This window comes from Parasphingopyxis sp., assembly GCF_028279465.1.
Classification (GTDB): Bacteria; Pseudomonadota; Alphaproteobacteria; order Sphingomonadales; family Sphingomonadaceae; genus Parasphingopyxis.
The window spans coordinates 133785-150940 of the sequence record NZ_JANQNS010000015.1; the positions used below are offsets into that span (position 1 = coordinate 133785).

Genomic DNA, 17156 nt, shown 5'->3' on the forward strand with positions numbered 1-17156 from the left:
GTCTGCCCCGATATCATTTGAACCACGAAGGCCCGAGGAATGGCAACCGAAGACCATGTAGACCAGCCCGCAGCCGACCAGCCCGAAGAGGGCGTGCGTCGGCGCGATTTTCTGAACGTTGCGGCAGTGAGCGTCGCCGGCGTCGGCGGTGTGATCGCGATACTGCCGCTCGTCAATCAGATGAACCCGGACGCCGACGTTCTGGCGCTGGCGTCGATCGACGTTGATCTCTCCGCCGTGGAGCCGGGGCAAACGATCAAGACGTCTTGGCGCAAGCAACCGCTGTTCATCCGGCACCTGACCGAGGATGAGATCGCGGAAGCCCGCGCCGTTGACGTTTCGGCTTTGCGCGATCCCCAGACGCTCGAAGAGCGTACCGCCGAGGGCTATGAGCAATGGCTGATCTCGCTTGCGGTCTGCACGCATCTGGGCTGCATCCCGCTGGGCGCCGCTCCGGGCGAGAATAAAGGCGAATTCGGGGGCTATTTCTGCCCTTGCCACGGTTCGCACTACGACACCGCCGGCCGCATTCGCAAAGGCCCGGCCCCGACCAATCTTGTCGTGCCGGAATATGCATTCACCTCCGACACAACCGTCACGATCGGATAAGGCAGACTGACATGAGTTTTCCCTGGGCAGAACAGTATACCCCGAAGAATCCGTTCATGAAGTGGATGGATGAGCGGCTGCCGATACCGCGGCTCGTCTATAATTCAGTCGGCGCGGGCTATCCGGTGCCGCGCAATCTCAACTATTTCTGGAATTTCGGCGTGTTGGCCGGTCTGGCGCTGATGATCCAGATCGTCACCGGCATCGTGCTCGCCATGCACTACACGCCTGAGGCCGGCATGGCCTTCGCTTCGGTCGAGCATATCATGCGCGACGTGAATTCGGGCTGGCTGCTGCGCTATCTCCATTTCAACGGCGCCAGCTTCTTCTTCATCGTCGTGTATATTCACATCTTCCGCGGACTTTATTTCGGCTCCTACAAGGCGCCGCGCGAGATGGTCTGGCTGCTCGGCGTTGTCATTCTGCTGCTGATGATGGCGACGGCGTTCATGGGCTATGTCCTGCCCTGGGGTCAGATGAGCTACTGGGCGGCGCAGGTTATTACCGGTCTGTTCGCGGCGATCCCGCTGGTCGGCGAATCGCTTCAGCAATGGCTGCTCGGCGGTTTTGCGCCCGACAATGCGACGCTGAACCGTTTCTTCTCGCTCCACTATCTGCTGCCGTTCGTGATCCTCGGCTGCATCATCCTGCACATCTGGGCGCTGCACCTGCCGGGCTCCAACAACCCGACGGGCATCGATGTAAAGGGCCCGCAGGATACAATCCCGTTCCATCCCTATTACACGGCCAAGGATGGCTTTGGCGCCGGGGTGTTCCTGATTGCGCTCGCGATTGTCGTCTTCTTCGCGCCGAATTTCCTCGGCCATGCCGACAATTATATCGAAGCCAACCCGCTTTCGACGCCGGCGCATATTGTGCCCGAATGGTATTTCTGGCCGTTCTACGCGATCCTGCGTGCCTTCACCGTCGATTTCATCCTCGAAGCCAAGCTCTGGGGCGTCATCGCGATGTTCGCGTCGATCATCGTGTTGTTCTTCCTGCCGTGGCTCGACAGGTCGCCGGTCCGGTCCGGCACGTTCCGACCCAAGTTCAAGATCTGGTTCTGGGTGCTGGTGGTCGACATCATCGCGCTCGCCTATCTGGGCGGGGCACCGGCCGAAGAGCCTTATGTGATGTTTAGTCAGATCGCCACGATCTACTATTTCGCACATTTCCTCATCATCCTGCCGCTGATTTCGCGGACGGAGCGGCCGTTGCCGCTGCCCAACTCGATCACCGAAGCGGTGCTCGGCAAAGACAAGACCACGGCACAGCCCGTGGCGGCCGAATAAGGGGTTTCGACATGGTTCGCGTTATCGGTTTTCTCGTGGGGCTCGGCTTCGTCGTCGTCCTTGGTTACTCGCTGATCGTCGGTGCGATCGCCTATTTCACTGAGGAAGAGTCGGGACCGACATCCTATGACTATCACCTCTATGCGCAGGATGTGAGCTTCCCGAGCGACGGTCCGCTCGGTCGGTTCGACCGGCAGCAGCTGCAGCGCGGTTTCCAGGTATTCCGGGAGGTCTGCGCCGCCTGTCACAGCCTCGAATATGTCGCCTTCCGTAACCTAACGGAAATTGGCTTCACTGAAGCCGAGGTCGATGCGATCGCCGACCAATGGCCGATCCAGGTGCCGACCGTCGACGAGAATACCGGCGAGGAAACGACGCGCAACGCGGTTCCCGCCGATAATTTCCCGCGGGTTTACGCGAACGAAGTCGCTGGCCGCGCGGCGAACAATAACGCCTATCCGCCCGATCTTTCGCTGATGACGAAGGCGCGCGGCGAGGGCGCGGCCTATCTCTATTCGCTGCTTGTCGGCTATCAGGATCCGCCCGCAGACCTGCCCGAAGAATTCCTTCCGACTACGGGGCTCTACTACAATCCCTATTTCCCGAACCTCAATCTCGCGATGCCGCCGGCGCTGTTCCCGGACCAGGTAACCTATGCGGACGGAACGGAAGCGACAGTTCAGCAAATGGCATGGGACGTGACGGCCTTCCTGATCTGGACGGCCGAACCGCGGATGGAAGCGCGCAAGGCGACCGGTTGGGCCGTCCTGATCTTCCTGATTTTCGCGACCGTTCTCGCCTTCCTGTCGTACAAAAATGTCTGGCGGGACCAGAAGCACTAGAGCAATGGGCGGCGGGGCTGAGCGCAACGCCGACTTGAAGGCGCTGATCCGGACGATCCCCGACTTTCCGAAGCCGGGGATCCAGTTTCGCGACATCACGACGCTGCTGCTCGATCCGGCCGGGCTTGCGACTTCTGTGGAACGGCTGGCCGGGATGGCCGATGGCCCCATCGACGCCATCGCCGGGATCGAGGCGCGCGGCTTTGTCTTCGGGGCGGCGCTGGCACGCGAACTGAGCGTCGGGCTCGTGCTGGTCCGCAAGCGCGGCAAACTGCCTGGCAAGACGCTGACCGAGGATTATGCGCTCGAATATGGCAGCGACAGTCTGGAGATGCATCACGACGCCATTCCGCAGGGCGCGCGCATCCTGCTGGTCGATGACTTGCTGGCTACCGGCGGTACGGCGCTGGCCGCGGTAAAGCTGTTACGCGGGGCAGGGGCCGAGGTCGACCAGTCCCTGTTTGTGATCGATCTCCCGGACCTTGGAGGCGCGTCGAAGCTGCGCGAGGCCGGCGTATCCGTCGAATCGCTGGTCGAATTCGAGGGCGACTAGCGCTTAGTCGTCGGACGACCGTCTGCGGATCAGCCCGATCGAAATGAAGGACATGACCGGCTCGTCGTGCTGGTTGAAGACAGTAGTTCGGCCCCGGTAGGAGCCCATGTCCGGACGGCTCCTGGACGGTGTCTTGTCCAGTATCTCGCTCTCGCAGCGCAGCGTATCGCCCGGGAAGACCGGCCTGAGCCAGCGCAGTTCGTCCACTCCGGCGCCGCCAAGGCCCGCCTGGCGATTATTTGCCATATTGCCGACGATCATCCGCATCGCGATCGCGCAGGTATGCCAGCCGCTCGCCGCGATCCTGCCAAAATGGGTTTTCGCGGCGGCCTCGTCGTCGAGATGGAAGGGCTGGGGGTCATATTTCGACGCGAATTCGATGACTTCTTCGCGTGTCACTTCATAGCGGCCGAAAGCGGATTTCGTGCCGGGCTCGATATCTTCGAAATAGATCATGAAGCCATATTACCACAACTTTACGTTTACGCAAACGTAAAGATGATCAGGCGTTGAATTTGAACAGCATCACATCGCCATCGGTGACGGTGTAATCCTTGCCTTCCTGGCGCAGCTTGCCGGCATCGCGGGCGCCGGCTTCGCCGCCGAGCGAGATATAATCGTCGTAACCAATCGTTTCCGCGCAGATGAAGCCGCGTTCGAAATCGGTGTGGATCACGCCGGCCGCCTGCGGCGCCTTGGCATTTCGCGCGACCGTCCAGGCACGCGATTCCTTTGGTCCCGCAGTGAAGAAGGTGATCAGGTCGAGCAGCTGGTATCCGGCGCGGATGACGCGGGCGAGGCCGGTTTCGTCCAGGCCCAGATCGGCGAGGAATTCGGGCCGGTCCTCGGGATCCATCGTAATGATCTCGGCCTCGATGGCCGCGGAGATGACGACGGCTTCCGCGCCCTCCGCCTTGGCCTTTTCGAAAACGCGTGCGCTATGCTCATTGCCGTCAGCGGCCGACGCCTCGTCGACATTGCACACATAGAGCACGGGCTTTGCCGTCAGCAGCTGTGCCTCACGGAAGAGGCGCGCCTCTTCCTCGTCATTGGGTTCGGTCAGCCGCGCGGGTTTGCCGTCCTTGAGCAGCTCCAGCGCTTGGCCGAGTACCGACGCGATCGCCTTCGCCTGTTTGTCGCCGCCAGTTGCCCGGCGCTTGGCGTTCTCGACGCGCTTTTCGACCGATTCCAGATCGGCGAGCAGCAGTTCGGTTTCCACCGTTTCCGCATCCGTGATCGGATCGATCCGGTTATCGACATGCTGGATATCGTCATCCTCGAAACAGCGCAGGACATGGACGATCGCATCGACCTCGCGGATATTTGCGAGAAACTGATTGCCGAGACCCTCGCCCTTGGATGCGCCTTTCACGAGCCCGGCGATATCGACGAATTCGAGCTGGGTTTCGATCTTTTGCGCCGAGCCCGCGATTTCGGCGATTGTGTCGATGCGCGGATCGGGCACGGCGACCTTCCCGACATTGGGCTCGATCGTGCAGAAGGGATAGTTGGCCGCCTGCGCCGCCTGCGTCTCGGTGAGCGCGTTAAAAAGCGTCGATTTGCCGACATTGGGCAAGCCGACGATACCGCATTTGAAACCCATGGGAGTCTTTCGTCTGGTTCGTTAGTCGAGAGGCGACTTAGGCGCAGCGCGTGCTCGCGACAAGCGTCGCGCAGATACCGGAACGCCTAATCGTGCACCGCTCGAATCCATGGGCCGAAGCCCGATTCGCCAAGCCACGCCACCTGGGTTTCCGCCGAGACACGATTGATCGCTTCCTGCGGAATGCGGACAGGATGGACGGCGCGGCGCAGCGGGCGGGTGCCGGGCGGCATGGCGGCGATTTCCGCGATGGCGCGGGGGATATCCATCGGATCGGCGCTGCGTCCGCTGCCATCCTCGGTTCCCATACGCTCGACAAGCGCCGGATAAGCTTGCAGCCGCTCCTCCGCGGTCCGCTCGCGCAGATTGCCGGTATAACGGTTACGGTTGACCCAGATCTGCGTCGGATAGCCGCCTGGCTGGATGACGGTTACCTCGATATTGTGGGGCACGAGCTCATAGGCCATCTGCTCGCTCATCGCTTCGAGCGCGAATTTGGTTGCCGAATAATGGCCGGCGCCCGGCACGATTACGCGGCCAAGCTGTGAGGAAATATTGAAAATCTGCCCCGAGCCCTGGGCACGCATCGCCGGGAGCACGGCGCGCGCCATGCGCTGGCAGCCGAAGACATTGGTATCGAAGGCGAGCCGCGTCGCTTCCATATCCTGCAGTTCGACGGGCCCGGTAATGCCGATCCCCGCATTGTTGACGAGAATGTCGATTGCGCCGCCCGCGATCCGCTCGGCTTCGGCGACGCCCGATGCGACTTGTTCGTCGGAGAGCACGTCGATCTCGACGATATGGAGATCGAGCTCTTCGGCCGCCGCTTCCGCCGCCAGCGACTCCGCTTCCGGGCGCGGCAGGTTGCGCATGGTGGCAATGACCTTCGCGCCGAGCCGCGCATAATGAATCGCACCAAGCCGCCCGAAACCGGACGAAGTGCCGGTGATCAGGATCGATTTCCCGGAGAGGTTGGGAGTCGTTTGCGCAAAACTGGGCGTGCTCGCTGGCATGGCGGACAGCGCAGCAATAGCGGCGGTTCCGGCGAGCAAATGGCGGCGGCTGATATCGGGCATTGGGAATCTCCTGCTTTTCGAGGGTTTAACAGAAAGCCGGCGCGGCTTCACGTCTGCAATCTCAGCGCCACTTCATTCAGAAATCGCGCATCGTCGCCATCTGCGAGCCAGACAGCTTCTGCCGCAATCGCGCCGAGCAGGTCGGTCAGCGGTTCGATCTCGGCCCTGGGGTAATTGCCGAGCACATGGCGGGTCACGCGGGCCTTGTCGCCCGGATGGCCGATGCCGATGCGTACGCGGCGGAAATCGTTGCCGATATGCGCGTCGGTCGAACGGATGCCGTTATGCCCGGCCGTCCCCCCGCCGCGCTTCACCTTGATCTTGAAGGGCTCAAGGTCGAGCTCGTCGTAGAAAACGGTCACGTCTTCGGGGCCGAGCTTGTAGAAGCGCATCGCCTCGCCGATCGATTGGCCGGACTTGTTCATATAGGTGGCGGGTTTCAGCAGCAGGATCTTTACACCGCCGAGCCGGCCTTCCTGTGTCCAGCCCTGGAAGCGCGTGCGCACGCTGTCGAAATCATGCACCTCGGCAATCGCGTCGACCGCCATGAAGCCGACATTGTGCCGCTGCATGCTGTGCTCTGCGCCCGGATTGCCGAGGCCTACCCATAATTGCATCGATATTCGCTCCGCCTTGCCGGAATGTCTCGCCCAAAAGAAAACCGGCCTGTTCGATAGAACAAGCCGGTCTTTCTATCCACTTCAAGCGGAAATGGCAGGGGAGGGGACTTAGCTGTCCTCGCCTTCGCCATCCTCGCCGCCATCGCCCTGTGCGGTGGTCGGGACTTCGTCGGCTGCGACTTCTTCGCCGTCTTCGCCCTCTTCGCCTTCCTCGGCTTCGGCCTCATCGCGCTTAAGCGCGGACGGCGCGACGACGCCGGCGACGGTGAAGTCGCGATCTTCGATTGCCGAAACGACGCCTTCGGGCAGGGTGATCTCGGAAATATGGATCGAATCGCCGACCTCGAGACCGTCGAGCGCCACAACGATTTCGCTCGGAATTTCGTCGGCCGGGCAGGTGAGCTCCAGCTCATGCCGCACAACGTTGAGCACGCCACCGCGCTTGAGGCCGGGCGAGGCGTCTTCGTTGATGAAGCTGACCGGCACTGCGAGCGTAACCTTGGCGCCCTTGCCGATGCGCATGAAATCGACATGCAGCGGGCGATCGGTGACCGGGTGGAACTGCACATCCTTCGGCAGCGCTTTCGTCGTGTCCTTGCCGACGGTCAGCGAGACGAGGCTGTTCATGAAATGGCCGGTATGCAGCAATTTCATGAGCTCGCGCTCTTCGAGGTGAATGGGCTGTGCGTCTTTCTTGTCGCCGTAGATAACGGCGGGAATACGACCTTCGCGACGCATGGCGCGAGAGGCTCCCTTGCCCGCTCGCTCGCGCACTTCGGCCGACAGGGTCAGCTGATCGCTCATCTGATGTCTCCAAATGCTGGTTGGTTGGTATCAATCGCCCGCCACGCCTCCAGGGTGCACATAGCGGGGAAGCGGCGCGTATAGGCGGGGGAGCGGGCTTTGGCAACTGTTGTCAGGCGTGTTCAACAATCAGGCTGAACCCGGTGAATAGTGCTTTACTGCACTCGCTCGACGGCGATGCCGGCCTCGGCCAGAAAATCCTGCACGGTGAACTGTCCGGCCAGATGCCCAGCGCCGACTGCCATGAATACCGTGCCCGGTTCGGCGAGCCGTTCTTCGATCCATTCCGCCCAATTGGCGTTGCGGCGGGTCAACAGCGCTTCGCGCAGCGGATCGGATTCGACAAGTTCGCCGTCGAAGGCTTCGGCGATGGCCGCTTCGTCGCCGCGGCGCCAGGCGCTGAGCATCGCGGCGAACTCCTCGCGCGCTTCCTCGACCGATCCGACTACGGAGCTCAGGAAGTAGCGCTGGGCTTCTTCGGGCAGCGTATCGAAAAAGCCGAGCTGCTCAGCCGGCGTTTCGAGGCCCGAGATCGGCTTTTCGGCGAGCTCGAACATCAGCTCGAGCTGTTCTTCCACGCCGCTCTCGGGATCGAGCCCAAGATCGGCCAGTGTCACTTGCACCAGCATCAGCGCCGCCGCCCAGGTTTCCAGCCCATTCAGGAAGGATTCGGGAAAGGGGCCGCGTTCGATCATCGCGGCGAGTTCGGCCTGCACGTCTTCATCCACGCGCTCGCCGATTGGGGGCAGATCGGGCGAAATGCCGAGCCGCATCAGCAGTAGCGCGGCATCGCTCTGCTCGCCCGAGATCACGGTTTCGATGACCAGATTGTCCGATTCGGCGATGGCCGCGTCGATCGTCGCGTTGCGCCATTCGAAGCCGGTCGGCAGGATATGGATCGTGCCGAAGAGCCAGATCGTCGTATCCTCGTCGGCGATCCGCCAGAGCGCGGGCGATATTTCGGGCGCCGTTTCCGCCGCTACAGGCGCGGGTGCCGGTTCGGCCGTTTGTGGAGCCTGTGCCTGGGCGCAGGCCGTGAGAAAGATGCCGGTCAGCGCGGCGGTGATCATCTTCAATTTCATGGCGATCCCTATCTGCGATTTGCCCGGTAAAGAAAAGCCTGCATCACTGCACGCGCTCGATGGCATAGCCGCGCGCTTCGAGCATGGTCTGGACCGATGCTGTGCCGGCGAGGTGGCAGGCTCCGACGGCGAACAGCACATCGCCGGGGCGGTCCAGCCGGTCCACCAGCCATTCGATCCAGTTGGCATTGCGTTGGACGAGCAAAAGCTCCCGCAGCACCGGCGGGAAATTGTCCGCATCGTCGCACTGTTCGGCCATGGTGCCCATATTGCCCGTCACCCAGCCCTGCAGAAGCGTATCCTCCGCGGCGCTTTCGGAATCCGGCGGGCCCGATCCAACCAGGCTTTCCAGCAGTTCGCGCTGCCGCTCTTCGGTTTGCAGGCGGAAGAAATCGATCTGCTCCATCGGCCGTTCGACAGCGCCGATCGGCTTGTCCTGCGCGTCGAAGATATCGATCAGCTGATATTCGACGCCGGTCGCCGCATAGTCCTCGCCTTCGCCATAGGCGTTTTCGAAGGATGCGGCGATCAGATAGAGGATGACCATCCAAGTCTGCATCTGATCGAGTTCATCGAGCTCGATAGAGCTGTATTTGATCACCTCCCAAAGCGGCATCCGATATTCGCGCGATACGCGATTGAGGATCGGCACGGGCTCGTCCAGCATCATCATCGCCGCGAAACGCTCGGTATCGGCATATAATTCCGCGGCTTCCTCCTCGCTGGATTCGAGGATCAGCTCGTCCGCCTCGGCGATGATCGCGTCGAGCTCCGGGCTGCGCCAGGCGAAGCTGTGGGGCAGCACGTGATTGGTCCCGAACAGCCAGATGCGCGTGTCCGCGTCCGACAGAAGCCAGATCGCCGGTTGCGGCGCGCCGGCTTCAAGCGTGCGATCCGGTTCCACGGACGGTTCAGGCGGCGGTGCTGCCGGGGCGGCGACCGCAAACAGCGGCAGCGCGGCGGCGCGGATCGCAAATTTCAGGACTGATCGGAGCGGCATCTACTCTACTTTCGCGGGCGTCGGACATGGTCGACAGGATTTGCGCCGCCGTCAACCATTTGGTGGCGGTTTGCGGCGACTGCCGGGCTGTGGGCATCCGCGCTATGCTTCGCTTGACCCGTGCGGCCGCATGCGCCAATCCGCGCGCACCGTTTATTGCAACTGCGAAGGCATGGCTTCGCGCAGCCGAAGGGCCGACCATTGGGCGATAAAACCCCGCTCAGTTTCCAGCGCTTGATCCTCACGCTTCACGATTATTGGAGCGACAAGGGGTGCGTGATCCTGCAGCCCTATGATCTCGAAATGGGGGCTGGGACCTTCCACCCCGCCACGACGCTGCGCGCGCTCGGTCCCGATCCGTGGAACGCGGCCTATGTGCAGCCATCGCGCCGCCCGACCGACGGCCGCTATGGCGAAAATCCGAACCGGCTTCAGCATTATTACCAGTATCAGGTGATCCTGAAACCGAGCCCCACCGATATCCAGCAGCTCTATCTCGACAGTCTGGTCGCGATCGGCATCGATCCGCTCAAACACGATATCCGCTTCGTCGAGGACGATTGGGAAAGCCCGACGCTCGGCGCCTGGGGGCTGGGCTGGGAGGTCTGGTGCGACGGGATGGAGGTGACGCAGTTCACCTATTTTCAGCAGGTTGGGGGCTTCGATTGCAAGCCCGTGTCGGGCGAGCTGACATACGGGCTGGAACGCCTCGCCATGTACATTCAGGGCGTCGACAGCGTCTACGATCTCGCCTTCAACGATGACGGTGTCAGCTATGGCGACGTCTTCCTCGATAACGAAAAGCAATTCAGTGCCTGGAATTTCGAGCACGCCAATACCGAAACCCTGTTCCAATGGTTCAAGGACGCGTCGGCAGAGGCGAAGAACTGCATCGCGGCCGAACTGCCGCTCCCTGCCTATGATCAGGCGATCAAGGCCAGCCATATCTTCAACCTGTTGCAGGCGCGCGGCGTAATCTCGGTCGCTGAGCGCCAGGCCTATATCGGCCGCGTCCGCGATCTCGCGGTGGGCGCGTGCGAAGCGCATATGGCGAAGAACGGGTGGGCGGCGTGAGTCCTCCCCGGCACGGGGAGGGGGACCGCGCGCAGCGCGGTGGAGGGGGCTCTGCATCTTTGCGCCGTCCGGAAACCTATACCGCACGCCGTCTGCGTCGTGAGATGACGTTGCCGGAGACACTGCTTTGGAAACAAATCAGAGGGAAACGATTGGGCCACAAGTTTCGTCGGCAATACCCAATTGGCCCTTATATCGCCGATTTCTATTGTTCCTCCGCAAGGCTCGTGGTCGAAATCGACGGGCAGGCGCATGACAATGCCATACGCTCGGAAAGGGATGTAAACCGGGATCGGTTTTTCGCCGAGAATGGCTATAGTGTGCTTCATATCAGGGCGGCCGAAATCTTGAGTAACATGGAAGAGGCTTTGCAGGTTATCGCTTCGCGAGTCGAAAGCCCCCTCCACCAGCCTTCGGCTGGTCCCCCTCCCCGTACCGGGGAGGATATCTGATGGCCGATTTCCTGCTCGAACTGCTGTCTGAAGAAATCCCGGCGCGGATGCAGCGCAAGGCGCGCGCAGACCTCGAACGCCTGTTCACGGCCGAGCTGGAGGGTGCAGGCCTAAAGGCCGAAAGCATCGAAACTTATTCCACGCCGCGCCGGCTGGCGTTGATCGCGCGCGGGCTGCCGACCGAAACCGAAGCGACTCGCGAGGAGCGCAAGGGGCCCAAGGCCGACGCGCCCGATCAGGCGATCGACGGTTTTCTGCGGTCTACGGGTCTGACCCGCGACGATCTGGAAACCCGCGACGTGAAGGGCAAGCCGACGCTGTTCGCGGTGATCGACAAGCCGGGCCGCAAGACGGCGGACGTGCTGGGCGAGGCGATCCCCGCCATCGTCCGCGCCTTTCCCTGGCCCAAATCGATGCGCTGGGGTTCAGCCTCGGCGAGCACCGAGAGCCTGCGCTGGGTCCGCCCGTTGCAGGGTATCGTCGCGATCCTCGGCAAAGACCTCGTCGCATGCGAAATCGACGGCATCGCTTCGGGCTATGAAACGGTCGGGCACCGCTTCCATCATCAGGGCGTGGTCACCATCGGCGGGGCGGACGACTATGCCGAGAAGCTCCGCGCCTGCCATGTGGTCGTCGACCATAAGGAGCGCGAGGGCATCATCCGCACGCGCGCCGATGCGCTGGCCGAGGCGGCCGGTCTCACCCGCAAGCAGGACCCGGGACTGGTCGAGGAAAATGCCGGGCTGACCGAATGGCCGGTGCCGCTGCTAGGCAGCTTCGACGAAGCGTTTCTTGAGGTCGCGCCCGAGGCGATCACGCTCGCGATGCGCAGCCACCAGAAATATTTCGCCTGCCTGAAACCGGACGGCAGCCTCTCGCCCCATTTCATCTGCGTCGCGAATCTGGAGCCCGCAGACGATGGCGCGCATGTCGTCGCGGGCAACGAAAAAGTGCTGGCCGCGCGGCTGTCCGACGCCAAGTTCTTCTGGGAGCAAGACCAGAAGGTGCCGCTCGCCGAGCAGGCGAAAAAGCTCGACCAGATCGTCTTCCACGAAAAGCTCGGCACGGTGGCCGATAAGGTGGAGCGTGTCGCCAAGCTCGCGCGCTGGCTGGCGGAAGAGGGGATCGTCCCCAATGCCGATCCCGACAAGGCCGAACAGGCTGCGCGCCTCGCAAAGGCCGATCTCGTCACCGGCATGGTCGGCGAATTCGCGGACCTCCAGGGGATCATGGGCGGCTATTATGCGGCCAATGAAGGGCTAGACGAAGAAGTCGCCGCGGCGATCCGCGATCACTACAAGCCGGTGGGGCAGGGCGACGAAGTGCCGACCGCGCCGGTGACGGTGGCTGTGTCGTTAGCGGACAAATTGGATACGTTGGCGACCTTTTTCATTATCGAACAGAAACCCACTGGTTCGAGAGATCCATACGCCTTACGCCGAGCCATGTTGGCTATTGTTCGGCTGTGGCTGGCCAACAGTATTCGTCACGGCTGGACAGAAGTTTGGATCCAAGCTTCTGAATATGCCTATGAACCGGTGCTTGCAGAAAAGCTAAGAGACTTGGGCTCTGTCGCCGAAGGCTTAGCTGCGTATCGCTGGCCGAGCCAACCCGATCAGGATGATTATGGCATAACACAGGATGTTATTTACGCCTTTCGCTTTGAGGCTGAAGCGACCGACAATGCGGTCAAAAAAGCGCCTGTCGAACTCAGCGAATTCATCGTAGATCGCCTCAAAGTCCAACAGCGCGAGGCCGGTGTCCGGCACGATTTGATCGATGCGGTGTTTGCGCTGGGCGGGGAGGACGATCTCGTCCGGCTGCTCGCGCGGGTCAAAGCGCTGCAGGCTTTCCTCAAGACGGCTGACGGCGCGAACCTGCTTGCTGGGTATAAACGTGCGGCGAATATCCTCAAAAAGGAGGAGTGGGAGCCGGTCGAGGGCGACTATTCGCCTGAACCCGAAGAGGCGTTGCTGCGTGAGGCGCTGAAGCGGGCCGAACCGGAGGCCGAGGCCGCGATCGAAGCGGAGGATTTCGAAAAGGCGATGGCGGCGCTCGCCACGCTGCGCAAACCGATCGATGCGTTCTTCGACACAGTCACGGTGAATGACGACGATCCGGTCAAGCGCGCTGCACGGCTCGGCATGCTCGCGCGGTTCCGCGACGCCGTCCATCGGGTCGCCGATTTCTCGAAGATCGAAGGATGAGCATGCGTTCTCGCATCTTGAACAGGAATCCTCTCTCCCCTTGCGGGAGAGAGGTTTGGAGAGAGGGGATCGCGAAGCGATTTTTGACCTCGGTGGCATCGAGCCGCCTCGCTCAACCCCCTCTCCCTAGCCCTCTCCCGCAAGGGGAGAGGGAATGGAGGTAAGATGAGCGTTCAGTACGTATACCGGTTCGGCGGCGGTGTGTCCGATGGCGGGCAGGGGGACAAGAACCTCCTCGGCGGCAAGGGCGCGAACCTCGCCGAAATGGCGTCGATCGGCCTGCCGGTGCCGCCGGGTTTCACGATCAGCACCGAGATGTGCACGCGCTATTATGACGAGGGCGAGGTGTTCCCGGACGAGCTACGCGAACAGGTCGCCACCGGCATCGCGCATGTCGAGAAGGTAACGGGCAAGCGTTTCGGCGACGCGGCCGATCCGCTGCTCGTCTCGGTGCGTTCGGGCGCGCGGGTGTCGATGCCGGGCATGATGGATACGGTCCTCAACCTCGGCCTCAATGACGAGACGGTACAGGGGCTCGCAGAAACCTCCGGCGATCCGCGTTTCGCCTGGGATAGCTATCGCCGATTCATCCAGATGTATGCCGATGTCGTGCTCGGGCTCGATCATGGCGCGTTCGAGGAAGCGCTCGAAATCGCCAAGGAAGACAAGGGGATATATCTCGATACAGAGATGGAGGCTGAAGACTGGCAGAAGCTGGTCGGCGACTATATGCGGATCGCCGAAGAGGAGCTCGGACACCCTTTTCCGCAGGACCCGCAGGATCAGCTCTGGGGTGCGGTCGGCGCAGTGTTCGGTTCCTGGCAGGCGGAGCGAGCGAAAGTCTATCGCCGGATCAATGATATTCCCGGCGATTGGGGCACGGCGGTCAATGTCCAGGCGATGGTCTTCGGCAATATGGGCGAGACATCCGCGACCGGCGTCGCCTTCACGCGCGATCCCTCGACAGGCGAGTGCGCCTATTATGGCGAGTGGCTGATCAACGCGCAGGGCGAGGATGTCGTCGCGGGTATCCGCACGCCGCAATATTTGACCAAGGCCGCACGTGAGGCCGCGAATGCGAAGCCTGCCTCGATGGAAGAGGCGATGCCGGAAACCTATGGCGAATTGGCCAAGGTCTTCGATCTGCTCGAAAAACACTATCGCGATATGCAGGATATCGAGTTCACCGTGGAACGCGGAAAGCTCTGGATGCTGCAGACTCGCGCGGGCAAACGTACGGCGACGGCCGCGCTCAAGATCGCCGTCGATATGGCGGGCGAGGGGCTGATCAGCGAAGAGGAAGCCGTGCAGCGCGTCGATCCGGGCGCGCTTGACCAGCTGCTCCATCCGACGCTCGATCCCGACGCGGAGCGCGATGTCATCGCGCAGGGCCTGCCGGCTTCCCCGGGCGCGGCGTCCGGCGTCGTCGTGTTTGATGCCGACAGCGCCGAGCGGCACGCGGCGGCGGGTGAAGATGTGATCCTGGTGCGCGTCGAAACGTCGCCCGAGGACATTCACGGGATGCATGCGGCCAAGGGCATTCTCACCGCCCGCGGTGGCATGACGTCACACGCGGCGGTGGTCGCGCGTGGCATGGGGCGGCCGTGCGTTTCGGGCACTGGCAGCGTTTCGATCGATGCCAAGGCAAAGCAGTTCACGGTGATGGACCGTGCCTTCAAGGAAGGGGATACGATCACCATCGACGGCGCGACGGGCGAGGTGATGGCGGGCGAAGTCGCGACCGTGAAGCCGGAACTAGCCGGCGATTTCGCGCAGCTGATGGAGTGGGCCGACCGGGCTCGGCGGATGCGCGTGCGCACCAATGCGGAAACCCCGGCGGATTGCCGCACGGCGCGCGAATTCGGCGCGGAGGGTATCGGTCTGTGCCGCACCGAACATATGTTCTTCGATGCGCGCCGGATCACCGCGGTGCGCCAGATGATCCTCGCGACGAACGAGGCCGGTCGGCGCGATGCGCTGGCGAAACTGCTGCCCGAACAGCGCGGCGACTTTGCCGAGATTTTCACGATCATGTCCGGGCTGCCAGTGACGATCCGGCTGCTCGATCCGCCGCTGCACGAATTCCTGCCGCATGGCGAGGACGAGATGCAGGATGTCGCCGATGCGGTGGACGTGTCGATCGATACGCTGCGGCGGCGCGTGCAGGAGCTGCACGAGTTCAACCCGATGCTCGGCCATCGCGGGTGCAGGCTCGGCGTCACCTATCCCGAGATTTACGAGATGCAGGCGCGCGCGATTTTCGAGGCCGCGCTCGACGTTGCGGCCGAGAGCGACGAGGCGCCGATCCCCGAAGTCATGGTCCCGCTGGTCGCGACGCGGCGCGAGCTGGAGCTGATGAAAGCGGTGATCGACCGGACAGCCGAAGCCGTGTTCGAAGAGAAGGGTGCGCGCGTCGACTATATGGTCGGCACGATGATCGAACTGCCGCGCGCCGCGCTCCGGGCCGGCGAGATCGCGGAAGAGGCCGAGTTTTTCAGCTTCGGCACCAACGATCTCACGCAAACCGCGCTCGGCGTCTCGCGCGACGATGCCGGGCGTTTCCTCGGCGCCTATGTCGATCAGGGCGTCTATCCGCGCGATCCGTTCGTCAGCCTCGATGTCGAAGGGGTAGGGGAATTGATCGCGCTTGCGGCCGAGCGGGGCCATGCGACGCGCGACGGGATCAAGCTTGGTATTTGCGGCGAGCATGGCGGCGATCCGGCTTCTATCGGATTCTGCGAGGAAACTGGTCTCGATTATGTGTCGGCCTCGCCCTATCGCGTGCCGATCGCGCGGCTGGCGGCGGCACAGGCGGCCCTGCGGAACAGCGCATGAAGCTGGCGCTGAGAATCCTCTTCGCGCTGATCCTCGGCATCGCGATCGGGCTCGGCGCGACCTGGCTCTCGTTGCGCGCGGGTATCTCGGCCTTCGAAGAACGCAGCGGGCCATGGATCACGTCGCGCGATTTCGGCTCCGAGGAGGCCAGTGACCGGACGCGCGCCATCGTTGCCGTGCGCGGCCTGATGGCGCTGCCGGCCAGCGAAGCGATTTATTTCAACGCGGCGACCGATAGCGAGGGGAGGGCGCTGGATGGCGGCTGCCGCTATCGCATTTCCGGCCCACCACTGGCTGCGCGCTGGTGGAGCGTGACCGCCTATGGTGCGGACGCCCACCTTATTCCCAATCCGGGCCACGCCTATTCGGCAGGCGGCGACGGCGCCGAGGCCGTTCTCGCACAGACTGGCCCGGAGCCGGGGATAGGCGAGGTCGCGACTCTGGACGGCGAGCCGTTCGAACTGACGCTGCGCGCATACGGGCCCGGCGAAGACCTTCTGGACGGCGAATTGCCGGCCATCGAGAGGCTATCATGCTGAGCAGGATTGGCTGGATCGCCTTGGTCACGGGTGTCGCGATGATGGTCTACTGGACCGCGATGGCGCTGATTCCGGGGACCATGATGCACATGGCGATGGGGCGGCTCGAGCAAAATGCGGGCGTGAACAGCATGGGCCATGCGCCACTGAGCACGGCCGAGCGGCGGATCATCGTCCGGCCGAGCCCCGATCTCGCCTATTCGACCTGCCTGTTCGATGTCAGCGCGGGGCCGGTCGAAATTTCGGTGCCGCCGATCGATGCGCCCTATTGGTCGCTCTCCGTTTATGACGCGCAGACGAACGCCATATTCGTCCGCAACGATCGCGAGGCAGACCAACGGCCTATCCGGATAGCGTTGACGGGCCCTGGTCAGACTGCGCCGGATGGGTTGGAGGCAGTGCGCGTATCGACGGATCGCGGTTTGGCGCTGGTCCGCATCTTGGTGCCTGAACGGGATGCGTTCGACGCCATCGACGCGGCGCGGCGCTCGGCGAGCTGCAGTCTGGTGGAATAGTTACCTGCCGGGCGCGGCAAGAAATCGGACGGAGCCGGGAGAGAGGAACCCGG

Annotated in this window: 17 protein-coding genes; 10 read left to right on the forward strand and 7 right to left on the reverse strand. The window is 62.7% G+C overall.

Annotation, left to right across the window (positions count from 1 at the left end; translation table 11 throughout):
* The first annotated feature begins 39 nt into the window (after positions 1-39).
* Genes petA through Q0974_RS10025 form a run of 4 tightly spaced genes read left to right on the forward strand, consistent with a single transcriptional unit; the run spans position 40 to position 3296 of the window.
* A complete protein-coding gene (petA, locus tag Q0974_RS10010) occupies positions 40-609 on the forward strand; it encodes a ubiquinol-cytochrome c reductase iron-sulfur subunit (RefSeq protein WP_299327138.1) in 570 nt (189 codons plus the stop codon).
* 11 nt (positions 610-620) lie between these two features.
* Positions 621-1901: a cytochrome b/b6 gene (locus tag Q0974_RS10015; protein ID WP_299327140.1), complete on the forward strand. Its 1281-nt coding sequence runs from the start codon at positions 621-623 to the stop codon at positions 1899-1901.
* A gap of 11 nt (positions 1902-1912) precedes the next feature.
* Positions 1913-2743 (forward strand): cytochrome c1, encoded by an 831-nt coding sequence (locus Q0974_RS10020; RefSeq protein ID WP_299327142.1) that lies wholly within the window; start codon positions 1913-1915, stop codon positions 2741-2743.
* A 4-nt stretch (positions 2744-2747) separates the two neighbouring features.
* Positions 2748-3296, forward strand: coding sequence for an adenine phosphoribosyltransferase (locus Q0974_RS10025; RefSeq protein WP_299327144.1), 549 nt, complete (start codon positions 2748-2750; stop codon positions 3294-3296).
* 3 nt (positions 3297-3299) lie between these two features.
* Here Q0974_RS10025 and Q0974_RS10030 read toward each other — a convergent pair whose 3' ends face one another.
* The 7 genes from Q0974_RS10030 to Q0974_RS10060 all read right to left on the reverse strand — a co-directional run bounded on the left by Q0974_RS10030 (position 3300) and on the right by Q0974_RS10060 (position 9481).
* The gene (locus Q0974_RS10030) at positions 3300-3752 is read right to left on the reverse strand and encodes a MaoC family dehydratase (protein ID WP_299327146.1); all 453 of its coding nucleotides are present in this window, start codon (positions 3750-3752) and stop codon (positions 3300-3302) included.
* A 46-nt stretch (positions 3753-3798) separates the two neighbouring features.
* The gene (gene ychF / locus Q0974_RS10035) at positions 3799-4899 is read right to left on the reverse strand and encodes a redox-regulated ATPase YchF (RefSeq protein ID WP_299327148.1); all 1101 of its coding nucleotides are present in this window, start codon (positions 4897-4899) and stop codon (positions 3799-3801) included.
* 86 nt (positions 4900-4985) lie between these two features.
* Positions 4986-5975 (reverse strand): SDR family oxidoreductase, encoded by a 990-nt coding sequence (locus Q0974_RS10040; RefSeq protein ID WP_299327150.1) that lies wholly within the window; start codon positions 5973-5975, stop codon positions 4986-4988.
* Between the two features lie 47 nt (positions 5976-6022).
* Complete coding sequence (gene pth, locus Q0974_RS10045) at positions 6023-6592, reverse strand: aminoacyl-tRNA hydrolase (protein ID WP_299327152.1); 570 nt, start codon at positions 6590-6592, stop codon at positions 6023-6025.
* 111 nt (positions 6593-6703) lie between these two features.
* Positions 6704-7399: a 50S ribosomal protein L25/general stress protein Ctc gene (locus Q0974_RS10050; protein WP_299327154.1), complete on the reverse strand. Its 696-nt coding sequence runs from the start codon at positions 7397-7399 to the stop codon at positions 6704-6706.
* 155 nt (positions 7400-7554) lie between these two features.
* A complete protein-coding gene (locus Q0974_RS10055) occupies positions 7555-8481 on the reverse strand; it encodes a TraB/GumN family protein (RefSeq protein WP_299327156.1) in 927 nt (308 codons plus the stop codon).
* Positions 8482-8524: 43 nt separating this feature from the next.
* The gene (locus tag Q0974_RS10060) at positions 8525-9481 is read right to left on the reverse strand and encodes a TraB/GumN family protein (protein WP_299327158.1); all 957 of its coding nucleotides are present in this window, start codon (positions 9479-9481) and stop codon (positions 8525-8527) included.
* Positions 9482-9682: 201 nt separating this feature from the next.
* Between Q0974_RS10060 and Q0974_RS10065 the strand changes: the two genes are divergently transcribed.
* The 6 genes from Q0974_RS10065 to Q0974_RS10090 all read left to right on the forward strand — a co-directional run bounded on the left by Q0974_RS10065 (position 9683) and on the right by Q0974_RS10090 (position 17103).
* A complete protein-coding gene (locus Q0974_RS10065; protein WP_299327159.1) occupies positions 9683-10555 on the forward strand; it encodes a glycine--tRNA ligase subunit alpha in 873 nt (290 codons plus the stop codon).
* Positions 10552-11007: an endonuclease domain-containing protein gene (locus Q0974_RS10070; protein ID WP_299328482.1), complete on the forward strand. Its 456-nt coding sequence runs from the start codon at positions 10552-10554 to the stop codon at positions 11005-11007. The genes Q0974_RS10065 and Q0974_RS10070 overlap by 4 nt, the downstream gene beginning before the upstream one ends.
* Positions 11007-13214, forward strand: a complete 2208-nt coding sequence (gene glyS, locus Q0974_RS10075; protein ID WP_299327161.1) for a glycine--tRNA ligase subunit beta — start codon at positions 11007-11009, stop codon at positions 13212-13214. Before Q0974_RS10070 ends, glyS begins: the two co-directional genes overlap by 1 nt.
* Before the next feature lie 165 nt (positions 13215-13379).
* Positions 13380-16049, forward strand: a complete 2670-nt coding sequence (ppdK, locus tag Q0974_RS10080) for a pyruvate, phosphate dikinase (RefSeq protein ID WP_299327163.1) — start codon at positions 13380-13382, stop codon at positions 16047-16049.
* Positions 16046-16588 (forward strand): DUF1214 domain-containing protein, encoded by a 543-nt coding sequence (locus Q0974_RS10085; RefSeq protein WP_299327165.1) that lies wholly within the window; start codon positions 16046-16048, stop codon positions 16586-16588. Before ppdK ends, Q0974_RS10085 begins: the two co-directional genes overlap by 4 nt.
* On the forward strand, positions 16582-17103 hold the full coding sequence (locus Q0974_RS10090) for a DUF1254 domain-containing protein (RefSeq protein ID WP_299327167.1): 522 nt from the start codon (positions 16582-16584) through the stop codon (positions 17101-17103). Before Q0974_RS10085 ends, Q0974_RS10090 begins: the two co-directional genes overlap by 7 nt.
* Positions 17104-17156 lie beyond the last annotated feature (53 nt).